At 51.8% G+C, this 12,545-nt stretch carries 7 protein-coding genes; all 7 read left to right on the top strand.

Annotation, left to right across the window (positions count from 1 at the left end):
- Window positions 1–394: 394 nt before the first annotated feature.
- The 7 genes from KDW_RS05455 to KDW_RS05425 all read left to right on the top strand — a co-directional run bounded on the left by KDW_RS05455 (window position 395) and on the right by KDW_RS05425 (window position 12,519).
- Window positions 395–2,635: an ATP-dependent Clp protease ATP-binding subunit gene (locus KDW_RS05455; RefSeq protein ID WP_151755016.1), complete on the top strand. Its 2,241-nt coding sequence runs from the start codon at window positions 395–397 to the stop codon at window positions 2,633–2,635.
- A 415-nt stretch (window positions 2,636–3,050) separates the two neighbouring features.
- Window positions 3,051–4,970 carry a PAS domain-containing sensor histidine kinase gene (locus KDW_RS05450; protein WP_233097766.1) on the top strand — a complete coding sequence of 640 codons (1,920 nt, stop codon included), beginning with the start codon at window positions 3,051–3,053 and terminating at the stop codon, window positions 4,968–4,970.
- 20 nt (window positions 4,971–4,990) lie between these two features.
- Complete coding sequence (locus KDW_RS05445) at window positions 4,991–5,974, top strand: MBL fold metallo-hydrolase (RefSeq protein ID WP_151755014.1); 984 nt, start codon at window positions 4,991–4,993, stop codon at window positions 5,972–5,974.
- Between the two features lie 126 nt (window positions 5,975–6,100).
- Window positions 6,101–7,309: a sensor histidine kinase gene (locus tag KDW_RS05440; protein ID WP_151755013.1), complete on the top strand. Its 1,209-nt coding sequence runs from the start codon at window positions 6,101–6,103 to the stop codon at window positions 7,307–7,309.
- A 228-nt stretch (window positions 7,310–7,537) separates the two neighbouring features.
- Window positions 7,538–8,800 carry a Gfo/Idh/MocA family protein gene (locus KDW_RS05435; protein WP_151755012.1) on the top strand — a complete coding sequence of 421 codons (1,263 nt, stop codon included), beginning with the start codon at window positions 7,538–7,540 and terminating at the stop codon, window positions 8,798–8,800.
- Window positions 8,801–8,854: 54 nt separating this feature from the next.
- Window positions 8,855–9,922, top strand: coding sequence for an SGNH/GDSL hydrolase family protein (locus KDW_RS05430; protein ID WP_151755011.1), 1,068 nt, complete (start codon window positions 8,855–8,857; stop codon window positions 9,920–9,922).
- A gap of 143 nt (window positions 9,923–10,065) precedes the next feature.
- A complete protein-coding gene (locus KDW_RS05425) occupies window positions 10,066–12,519 on the top strand; it encodes a DNA polymerase domain-containing protein (protein ID WP_151755010.1) in 2,454 nt (817 codons plus the stop codon).
- Window positions 12,520–12,545: the final 26 nt, after the last annotated feature.

Here is a 12,545-nt window from a genome sequence, read left to right as displayed (position 1 = left end):
GCGCTCAATTGTCGCATGGCGTGTCTGCTGCAGAGCCCATGCACACTGTGGCCGAAACAGATGTATGTTGTTGATAAAGAATTGCTGTAGCTTCACGTTTATTATTATACCATGTTTTTTGTGTTCATGGGATAGCCATATTGTCAGAGCTTCAAGGCTTGCTCGGAGGGGGAGAGGTCGCAGTGACAAGCGCTGCCGGTACTTTTTTTGTGGGATAACAGGAATAGGATGTCAGTCATCTATGTTATAATAAGTGGATTAGCAATCTATAATGATGAGTGCCAGTCAATAGAAAACTCATGTGTTATAATCAATATTAGCAGTCATTGAATAACTTTGCCAGAAATGCGTATGTGGAAAGCCACAGAAAAATAGAGCGAGGAGCATACCAGACATGAAATGCGAACGGTGCCAGAAGAATCCTGCCCGGGTACGTGTAGAACAGATGATTGATGGTCGTCGTGAGTCCCACTTTCTTTGCCAGTCATGTGTAGATGAGATGATGAGCGCAATTGGTCAACTTGGGGATATGGATGGCCAGGGTCCTACCAGTGCTCCTATTGGTTTTTCTGCCAATAATACCTCCAATAATAAATCCGGTTCTGGAAATCTTAATACAGCGACCGCTGAGCGACATAAAAAGCATAGTAAGACGCCAACCCTGGATCAATATGGTCGAGACCTGACGGAAGAGGCTGCCGAAGGCAAACTGGATCCTGCAGCGGGTCGAGCGCGCGAATTACGGCGCTTAATTACGGTGCTGGGTCGCCGTCAGAAGAATAATCCTGTATTGATTGGTGAGCCAGGTGTGGGTAAGACCGCTATTGTCGAGGGTCTGGCACGGAAGATCCAGTCAGGTGATGTGCCGGCAACCCTGCGTGGCAAGCGGATTGTTTCCTTAAATATTGGTGGCATGGTCGCTGGAGCAATGTTCAGAGGCCAGTTTGAGCAGCGTATTAAATCTATCCTGGAAGAGTTGCGTCAGGCAACTGAAGTTATCGTCTTTATTGATGAGTTGCATACCGTGGTTGGCGCAGGCGCAGCGGAAGGTGCCGTTGGTGCGGCCGATATGATCAAGCCAGCGCTGGCGCGTGGTGAACTGCGTTGTATTGGTGCCACGACCCTGAACGAATACCGCAAACACGTTGAGAAGGATGCCGCCCTGGAGCGCCGTTTCCAGCCCATCCAGGTGAATGAGCCCACGCTTGAAGAAGCCATCACAATGTTGCGCATTGTACGCTCCAACTACGAAGCCCATCATGGCGTGACGATTACTGATGAAGCGGTTGATGCGGCAGTGAAACTGTCAGATCGCTACATCAATGATCGTTTCTTGCCGGATAAAGCTATCGACCTGATGGATGAAGCTGGCTCTGCCCTGCGTCTGGAAGCTACAGAAAAAGGCATCATCAGTCCTACAACCATCTCAGACCTTGAGAAAGAATTGTCAGAGATCCAGTCCCAAAAAGAAGCGGCCGCCAATGCTGAAGATTATGAGCATGCCGCGATGATGCGCCAGAAAGAACTCGTCGTACTGGGTAATCTGGAGAAGGCGCGTTCCGATAAGACGAATACCATTTCGCTGATTGTGACGCCGGAACATATTGCGCACGTCGTTGAGATGTGGACCAGTGTGCCGGTGAGTCAGATGTTGGAGAGTGAGCGCCAGAATCTACGTGATCTGGAAAGTGATCTGCGTAAGCGTGTAATTGGTCAGAACGAGGCCATTGGTGCCGTCGCCCGTGCCATTCGACGCTCCCGTGCCGGACTCAAAGATCCCAAACGCCCGATTGGCTCCTTCCTGTTCCTGGGTCCAACCGGTGTGGGTAAAACCGAGCTGGCTAAATCGTTGGCCGCCGATCTCTTCGGTGGTGAGGACAACTTGATTCGCCTGGATATGTCCGAATATATGGAGCCCCACACGGTCTCGCGTCTATTCGGTAGCCCTCCGGGATATGTTGGCCATGATGATGGTGGACAGCTTACCGAGCAGGTACGCCGCCGCCCATATAGCGTGATCCTGCTGGACGAGGTTGAGAAGGCCCATCCAGAAGTCTTTAACTCTCTGTTGCAGATCATGGATGATGGTCGTCTGACCGATGGCCAGGGCCGAACCGTAGACTTTAAGAACACGGTCGTGATTATGACCAGTAACGCTGGTAGCGCGGACCTGCGCCGAGCGGTCAACATGGGTTTCGTGCATAAAAAGGGTGATGATGCGCTCGATGAGCAGCACGAGGCCATGCGCTCAAAGGCGATGGATGGACTCAAGAAAATCTTCCGCCCCGAGTTTATCAACCGTATTGATCAGGTGGTGGTCTTCCATTCCCTGGGTCGAGACGAGCTGTATCAGATCGTGGATATGTTGTTGAACCAGGTGCGCGATCGTCTGGCGGAACAGCATATTGAGCTGGGCATCAGTAATGAGGTGCGTGACTTCCTGTTACAGGAAGGGTTTGACGAGGAATATGGAGCACGCCCATTGCGCCGTGCGATCCAGACCTATGTTGACGATGCCCTGGCCGATGCTTTGCTGGCAAACGAACTTGCCAGTGGTCAGGCCGCTCTGTTGACGATGAACGATGGTAAAGTGGTGGTTGAAGCACAGGAGCGCATGCAGATACAAAACCTGTAATGTGCAGATCTTCCTGGAGTGACTCACAGGAAGCCATGCAACGTGAGAACGTTACATGGCTTCCATTTTTATGTATATATATAGCGATCTAAATAGCACAAATAGATGAGGTTGGCATAGAAAGAAATATGTAATGTAGGGAGGAGTGCACGCATCTGTTTAAGAAGGCTGATCGTGTAAATACTAGAGCTTGACTCACAACCTGAGCTCATGCCAACTTTTTTTGGGGTCGGTCGATTGGCCGGACACGCAGTTCTACTAATAGCTATTAGTAGGACGTATTGTTTTATCGTGTAGCGTACATAAACAGTAGAGATACTGATCTCCTTATATTTTTCTCGAGCTGCGTAGATTTTTGTGATGGAAATAGCGGGGCGATAGGGGGAAGAAACGAGGAGATGGTGGTGTGACAATAATGATGAAAAACACGACAGATAAATATGCTGGACATATAAAAACACAACAAATAAATGAAAAAATGAATTTGTGTAGTGAGGATCAAGCGCTACCAGTCTGGAAAGGTAAAAGCATGCCCTCTTATCAATCACTCTTTGAGCATGCGGCGCTTGGTATTATTTCTCTCAATACCAGAGGAAATTGCCTGCATGCGAACCAGAAGTTTTGTGCGTTGCTCGGCTACACACAAGAGGAACTATTGCAGCGCCGTTTTGAAGATCTTATCCATCCGGATGATCGGGAAGCCGGTCTGACTATTTTTCATCAAATCGCCACTGCCAGCGTCTCAACTGCCACGGTCAACATACGTTATCTACGGCGTGATGATGCTTCAGTGGCGACAAAAGTCATGTTCTCCTCATCCGGTTCCAGTGCGAGTCACGACTATGTAATCCTGGGTTTTGTTGAGGTCATACAGGACAGCACAGAAAAAACTGCTACCTCCAATCCACCTGCCGCGCTCGATATTTTGGGTACTGAAGTCGTGGCCGCCAGACAAACTGGTCCAGAGGATGATAAAATAGAATTGTACACGCAACAGGTCCGTACGCGTTTATTGGAAAAGACCGCTGGTTTGCTGCAGTTATCTGCGACGAGTGAAGATATCAGGATCGTTGGTCGTGAGTTGACAGAGTTAACGTGTAGTGTGCTAGACTGTGCGCATGTGGGAATATATATGGTGGAAGGGGAGAAGCATACGTTAAGTATGCTGGCAGCCCTGGGATGGTCTGAGGAGCAGGAACAGGCGTGTGCGCGCTGGCTGTCCAGCGAGTCTGTGAATTTAGCTACGCTATTGCCACCAGCGATGCTGTCCGCTTTCATGGAGAATGAAACGCTGGTGATTGATGCACGCCAGCCTGAGTTCACAACCTGGCAGCGGCTGTATCCAGTAGAAAACTTGCTGGTGGTACCGATCTTATTTGGAGGCTGTTTGCTGGCAGTATTAGCGATAGACCATGGTATGGGGCAGCACACCTACACGTCCAATGAACGTATGCTTGCCAGTACTATTGCCAGATTAGCCGCGTTGGTTCTTGAGCGGCCACGGCTCCTGACCGAGAGATCCGAGGCTCAGTCCCGCGTGCTGGCACTGCAAGACGCCAGGACGCGCATGGAGGATTTTCTGGGTTTAGCCAGTCATGAGCTACGTACACCTCTGACAACCATCAAAGCGAATACCCAGTTATCCATGCGGCGCTTGAAAAGTATCCTGCAGCGACCCGAGCTCTTGTTAGAGGGAACGGATAGCAAGGTGCGGGCCTCATTCGACATGTTAGAGCGTGTCGATCGGCAGGTCGGTGTGCTGAATCGCCTGGTTGGAGACATGTTAGATGTCTCGCGTATTCAGGCAGGTCGTTTGCAGATGCATATGCGTCAGGAACCATGTGAACTCTTACAAATTGTTGAAACGGCAATTAAAGAGCAACACAAAGCTGTACCTGAACGTAATATAACTGTGCACTTTGCCAGCCAGGATCCGATGCTGATTATGGTCGATCCAGATCGCATCAAGCAAGTCGTGAATAATTATCTGTCAAATGCACTAAAATATTCAGAGGCTGATCAGCCGGTTGCAGTGGTTGTCCAACTGGATCAAGAGATAGCAGGCAGCCGTCAGGTGCGTGTAACTGTCCAGGATAAAGGATCAGGCATCGTGGCAGAGGAGCAGCCGCATATCTGGGAATGTTTTTATCAGTCGCCGAGCAGCAAACCCGTAAGTGGATCTGGTGTGGGACTGGGACTTGGTTTGTACATCAACCAGACACTTATCGAAAGGCATGGAGGTCAGGTTGGCGTCGTAAGTGTGCCAGGAGAAGGATCGCTATTCTGGTTCACCTTACCGCTCTCAGAGGGAGAGCAGGCGATTGCCGAAAGCTAGTACATGTAGAAGGAACATTTATGAAGCTACGTAACTGGTTAACGCTAGGAGGAATTGCGCTTGGTTCAGTGGCCCTGGGGACGACCGTCAAAAGTTTTCTGCCCCGGCCATTTGGGACCGAGTTGCTCTATGAGCGTCCTGTGGAAGCAACCATGCCTCTGCAGAACTTGCCAGAGATTGATATCACTTTTTTACGCTGTGGAAGCACTGTTATTCCAGAGTGTATTGCGGTACGTGGCTCGCTTTCGTTGACTCCGCGCACGATTGCTTATGGTGCCGTACTGATCCGGCATCCGCAAGCAACGTTTCTGTATGATACTGGCCTCTGCGCCGATATTCCTTTATTTATGTTGGATCAGTCTTTCATATTTAGCAATACCGTGGGACGTTTCAAGCTGGAAAAACCGTTGTGCGCGCATCTGGAGCGACTGCAGCTGCAACCCTCTGATCTGGATTTCGCACTTTTATCACATCTCCATTGGGATCACGTGGCCGGTATCCCCGACCTGCCAGGAGTCCCTTTGCACGTCAACCGGGTTGAATATGATTTTGCCAGCCAGGGCCTGTTAGAAAAGAATCAGGGTCTGGTAAGGCGTTTATTATCGAATAATCCTGTCAACTTATTAGACTTTACCGGACCCGCCTATGAGGGTTTCCGCTGTAGTTATGATATGTTTGGCGATGGATCAATTGTGCTGGTCCCCTTGCCAGGGCATACGCCCGGGCAGGTAGGCATGTTTATTAATCGGGCCCATGGCTCACGCGTCTTTCTGGTTGGCGATGCGGCCTGGCTCTCAAATAACTATGCCGAGCCGGCCACCATGCATCCTATTCTCTGGTCAATGGTTACCAGCGACGATGCAACGGCCAGGCAGACCCTGATTGATTTACACCATTTTTCCCGGAGGCATCCGGAAATAGCTATGATTGGTATGCATGATGGTCAATTGCAAGAGTCATTTATGACTATCGAGCAAAGACGATTACAGACCCATACTGTATAAGCAGCTGTGGAAGAGAGAGGAGTCAGGCAGGTCTTAGCAGCCACTGGACTTTCGTGGTAGCGCGGAATCAGTGGAGGAACATGCCCGCTCTTGTTGATCTGGTTGCGAGAGGAAGTGGATTTAAGCATGAGACTAGCTCATGGCGATACATATACTGATAAGCGAGGCCGGCGCTATCGGCGGATGACGCTGGCCCAACGGACACAGTTACGCAAAGACTATATAGCTAATGTCCCTAAATGGCGTTCTCCATTTATTGGCTATCTGGTCACTATACCGGTCACTGCAGCAGTGTTGATCTGTACGATCTATGTTGCGAAAATGTTCGGGCAATTCTTTTTCCCCAGCACCTTTTGTGTCATCTCTATTTTATTTGTGGCCCTCTTCTGGGGTGCTGGACCCGCCATCTGGTCGATCCTGCTCAATTCAGCGGCCCTCTACTATTTCTTTGTCTATCCCACGATTGGTTATGATCTCACCAACTGGCGTGATAGCTTGCAAATAGTACCCTTTATTGGTTCTGGACTGATTATTGCTCTGATTACCGCCCAGCGTGAGCGCGCCCGTTTCCAGGCGCTGGCCACCGAACTGGAACTGCAATTATATGCCCGGGAGTTAGAGGAAACCAATAAGCAACTTGAAGATGCCAATCAAATGAAGGACCGCTTTTTGTCGATTGCCTCGCATGAGCTCAAGACACCCGTCACCACGATTCGTGGGCAGGCGCAGCTGATGTTGCGGCGCATCTCGCACCAGAAAAAAACCGTCGATATGGATGGGATCGCGACCACATTAGAGCGGATCAATGATCAGACTGGTCGCCTGACTATCTTGATCGAGGAACTGCTGGACGTCAGTAGTATGCGTGCTGGCAAAGTGGTCCTGAACAAGCGCGTCTGTAATTTGACATCTCTCTGCCAGGATGTGATTGATGATCACAAATTACTTTCTGAGCGCCACATCACTTTTGAAGTACCAGCTGAACCCGTGTGTATTAATGCGGATGCGGATCGCTTGACCCAGGTTATGACCAACCTGATCAGCAATGCCCTGAAATATTCGCCGGAGCGAAGTACCGTTGACGTTAAACTGCAGGCAGAGGCCACGCATGTATTGATCTCGGTGCAGGACCATGGCCGGGGCATCGCGAAGGATCAGCAGCAGCAGATTTTTGAGACATTTTACCGTACCCCTGATGCGCAATCTTCCTCGAAGCGCGGCCTGGGCCTGGGTTTAGCGATCACCAAAGATATCGTCGAACGACATGGAGGACGTATCTGGTGTGAGTCTGAGCCTGGTCATGGCAGTACCTTCTTTGTTGAGTTACCCTTGTAGCTGCAGCGATCAGCGCTGTGGCTTTGTCGCGTCTGATCATGTTCCTGGCAGCGAAGACCATCACCCGTCCGAAACCGTACGGGTGCCTGCTCCCCATGTTGGTCTTGAATGATCCCAGACAACGTTACACAGCACGAACGGAGAGGTCGCAGCGACGAGCGCTGCCGGTACGGCTGGTATAATAGAGCTTGATAGATGTGTTCGACGTTTGAGAAGGGAGCAAATGCCATGAAAAAAGTGACGATGGCTTTAATCGGAGCCGGACAGCGAGGAATGAATTGTTATGCGCAATATGCGTTGAAATTTCCTCATGAGGTTGAATTTGTGGCGGTTGCTGATGCAAAGTCTGAGCGGCGCACAAGTTTCCAACTGGCCCATGGTCTGGCTGATGAGAATTGTTATGCTGATTGGCGCGAACTGCTGGCGCAGCCCAGGCAGGCTGATGCGCTACTGGTCTGTACGCAAGATTCAATGCATTATGAACCGGCCATGGCAGCTTTGGAAGCGGGCTATCATGTCTTACTAGAGAAACCGATGTCACCTGATCCCCGTGAATGCCTGGAACTGGGAGCCTGTGCTGAGAAGCATGAGCGCATCTTCTCAATCTGTCATGTATTGCGTTTCACCAACTTTTTTACCACCATCAAACAACTGCTGGATCAAGGAGAGATTGGTCGCCTGATCTCTATTCAGCACAACGAAAACGTGGCCTACTGGCACTATGCCCACAGCTACGTCCGTGGCAACTGGCGCAACTCCCAGCAATCCAGTCCCATGATCCTGGCCAAGTCCTGTCATGATATGGACATCCTGCTCTGGCTGGCTGGGGCCGACTGTCAACATATCTCCTCATTTGGTACCCTGACCCACTTTACCGCCGAGAACGCTCCCGAGGGAGCCCCGGAGCGCTGTCTGGATGGATGTCCTGTCGCTGATAGCTGTCTGTATTATGCACCCAGACACTATTTGACTGAAAACACCAGCTGGCCAGCCAGCACTATCAGCGAGGATCACAGCTATGCCGCGCGCTTGCAAGCCTTGCAAGAGGGACCTTATGGGCGCTGTGTCTATCATTGTGATAATAATGTGGTGGATCATCAGGTGGTGAATCTTGAGTTCGCCAATCAGGTCACCGCAGTCTTTACGATGTGCGCCTTTACCGAGAACTGCGAACGTACTATCAAGTTGATGGGTACTAAGGGGGAGATCCGAGGGGCGATGGAGAAAGGTGAAATTGAAGTTATCGACTTTGCCAGTAAAGCGCGCAAGGTGATCACCTTTCCGAGTGTCGAGGGCACAGCTGGACACGGTGGTGGTGATTTTGGTTTGATGCGTGACTTTGTGCGCCTGGTGCAGCAGGATGGTCAGCAGGTCGGTCGTACCTCGGCCGCCACCTCGGTCCAGAGTCATTTGATGGCCTTTGCCGCAGAAGAGGCCCGCCTGACCAGACAGGTCATCGCCTTAGACGAGTTTCGCCAGCATTTGCAATAAGATATGCAGGTTTGGTGGGTACAATGGAAGTGAGAAATAGAGAGGGGTGGTTTTATGTGGCTGAGGTCAATGAGGCGTTATAGTGTGATTGTGCTGGTGATTGTGGTGCTGATTGTGGCGATCATTTATACATTGTATGCGTGGCAGAGGCAGCATCAGCCAGTGCCAGGCATATTGCCAAAAAAGATTCCCCCCATCAGTGCTGATATTAAATATTATGGGCGCTGGGATACCTCTAATCTGAAGGAGTTTGTCAGCTACTGGGGGGGGGCCTATTTTAAGACGGCGTTTAGTGGTCAGCATATCAGGCTGCGATTGGCTGAGAAGGCTGAACTCTTTATCAGCATCGATGGTGGAGCGGATATTTCTTATCATGGCGTTAATGGACTGGTAAATCTGACGCCACGGCCGCTGGCGGCGGGCAAGCATACGCTACGCGTGGCCAGTGGCTCTGAATGGACCAGTATGCACTTTCAGGGATTGGTGCTTGATCCGGGTGCCAGTATCATCATGCCCACCACCTCGTCCGACGTGATCGAGTTTGTGGGTGATTCGATTACTGCCGGTTATTCAGATAGGTTGAATGCGCTCTCCAGCTATGCCTGGTTGACGGGTGAAAAATTAGGGGTAGAGCATGTGCAGATCGCTACCTCGGGTATCTGTCTGAGCTCCACGGCCCCTTCCTGTACCGGTATGGATACCCAGTTTTTTAAGATGCAGACCATTCAGTATCCCGATTCTCCATTATGGGATAGTAAGCGTTATACACCGGACGCGGTGGTGATTAATCTGGGAACCAATGATTATAATCACGGACAATCTGCGCCCGCGTTTGAATTGTCATATCTGGGTTTTATCCAGAATCTGCGTCAGCGCTACCCCAATACAGCTATTTATGTGATGCGGACCTTCTCAGGGTATATGGAATTGCCGACGCGGGCGGCTGTTTATATGCTCAATGCGTCCGGCGATCATAATGTCTTCTATGTTGATACGACTGGCTGGCTTACACCTGGTTCGTCCGATTTTACCGATGGTATTCATCCCAGCGATAGTGGACAAAACAAGGTGGCTGGCTACCTGGCAGAACTGTTACAGCATCGACATGCAGGAGAAGTATAAGCAAGGGTGTATTGCCTCGCGAATAGAATGAAGTACGTGTTGAAGCTTGCCTCGGATGATTATCTCATGTTATGATTAGAACAAACGTTTTTTTATGCTGTATTGACCCTCAATTACATGCAAGCGGGAGTGCGTATTTATCTATGCAAGCACCAACTGATCCTATACCCATAGAGACCGAGGATGAGTACCTCTTTGGCTGGAATACTACGCCAGGGATTGTCTCTGTCTGGGCGCATCGAGATGGGCGGGCGCTGGTGTGGCGGCGCGTCGGGGATACGATTGTGCGTTCAACTGAACGGTACCGGCCCTGGGTGCTTGCAACGTCGTTGCAGGATGTCGCGTATCTTGGTCCTGCTTTGCAGCCCTATAATGAGCACGTTGGCCATAAGGTCACCCTGCGCTATCGTGAGTTGGAGGGGGCCGAGCCGTCTTATCGCTATCTGCTGTTTGCGCGTGACTCGCGTACGCTGGAACGAGCCATCCTCGAAGGAGCGGGCCACCGTTTGCGGCGTCCCTATAACACGATCGGTGAACTGGGTGATGCGTATTATCGGGTCGGGCCGGTGGAACAATATTTGATGGGGAGTGGCAAGGTCTATTTTCGTGGGCTGACCTATAATGATCTGCACCGCCTGCAATTTGACCTGGAAACCACGGCCCTCGATCCACACCGTGGACGTATCTTTCTGGTAGCAATCCATGATAATCGTGGCTTTGAGCGTATCCTGGAGGCCGCCACGCCCGAAGAAGAGGCGTACCTGATCTATGAGTTGTGCGCGCTCATTCGTGAGCGGGATCCTGATGTGATCGAAAACCATAACCTGTTTGGTTTTGACCTGCCTTTTCTGGAGCATCGCGCAGTCGTGCATCGGGTCCCGCTGGAGATCGGGCGCGAGGGCGGATCGATGATATTGGATAGCTATCAGGAGACGCTGGCTGTTGGTCCGGACGCGCGTAAGCGTAACCGTTATAGTGTGGCGGGTCGCGAATTGATTGATACGCTGGATGCGGTGCGGCGGCACGATTTTGTGGTGCGCGATATACCCAGTTATGGCTTGAAAGAAGTGGCCAAATATTTCGGCCTGGCCTCATCCAAACGCGTCTATATCGAAGGCGCGGATATTTTTGAGACCTACCAGAACAATCCTGAGCGTGTGCGGCACTATGCTATGGATGATGTACGGGAGGTAGATGGACTCTCGCGTCGCCTGCTGGGAGCCCCTTTTGCTTTGTCCGGGATGGCACCCAGGCGCTATGAGCGGCTGGCCTCGGCGGGTCCAGCTATGGGGATTCTGGAGCCGATCCTGGTGCGCAGCTATCTCAAGCGTGGCGCTGCCCTGCCGTATCAGGCGGCCCAGAGTAGCGCCGAGGATGGTATGCACGAAGGTGGGGCCGTCCATCTCTTCGCGGCAGGCATTGCCGAGCAGGTGGTGAAAGCTGATGTGGCCTCGCTGTATCCATCAATCATGCGCACCTTTCAAATCGGACCATCCTGTGATCGGCTGGGCATCTTCCTCAATATTCTGGCCCGTCTGACCGACCTGCGGCTGGAGCATAAAGAACAGGCGCGGATCGCGCGGCGGGGTTCAATCGAGGCCAATCATCATGGCGCCACCCAGGCCGCTATGAAAATCCTGATCAATGCCGCTTACGGCTACATGGGAGCCGGCTCGATGGCCCTCTTTGCCGATGGCAAGGCCGCCGGAGAAGTCACGCGCCGTGGTCGTGGCATCCTGGATATGATCCTGGATGCCTTGCGCCAGCGCGGGATGGCCTTGATCGAAGCCGATACCGACGGCGTCTATTTTGCTGTCCCTGCAGGTTGGACGCAGGCGCAAGAATTGGCGCTGGTCAATGAGATAGGTTCCGCGCTCCCCGATGGTATCCGCTTGGAGTATGAGGGACGCTACCGGGCCATGCTCAGTCATGAAGTCAAAAACTATGCCTTGTTGACCTATGATAATCGCCTGCTCGTCCATGGCGTGGCGCTACGCTCCAGCCGGTCCGAGCCCTTCGGGGAACGCTTCTTACGTAAAGCCCTGCAATGCGCGATGGTGGGCGACATCATCAGCGTGCGCAACCTGTATCTGGAGACCGTCTCAGACCTGCGTAATCGTCGGCTACCGGCCTCGGACCTGGCTACCCGCGTCCGGCTTTCCAAGGCTCCAGAAACCTATCAGGCGGCCCGTCACGGTCATCAGGAGCCAGCCTATGAGGCCTTGCTCAAAGCAGGCCGAACTAACTGGCACATAGGTGAGCGTGTGCGCTTCTATCGTACGAAAAGAGGTTATGTCTGGCTGCCCGATGAGAACGAAGAAGCCACCGTGGTGACCGATTGGCGTGAGCAGGCCGATGGCAAGCCCGCAGCCCAGAAAAAGACCGTGGTAGTGACGCACAAAGACATCGCCGATCGCCGTGATTATGATGTCGAACACTACGTGCAGGTCCTGCGCAGCTCCTACGCGACCCGTCTCAGTAAAGCCTTCAGCAAAGAAGCCTTCGAGCAACTCTTCCGCACCGACCAGCAACCCAGCCTCTTCGACGACGATCCACCCGTCGAAAGCATCCAACCCTTATGGATCCGCCATTCATAAGAAACCATAGTATGGGCGAGGATACC

This window comes from Dictyobacter vulcani (assembly GCF_008974265.1).
Lineage (GTDB): Bacteria > Chloroflexota > Ktedonobacteria > Ktedonobacterales > Ktedonobacteraceae > Dictyobacter > Dictyobacter vulcani.
This window is presented reverse-complemented; position numbering and strand designations above follow the sequence as displayed.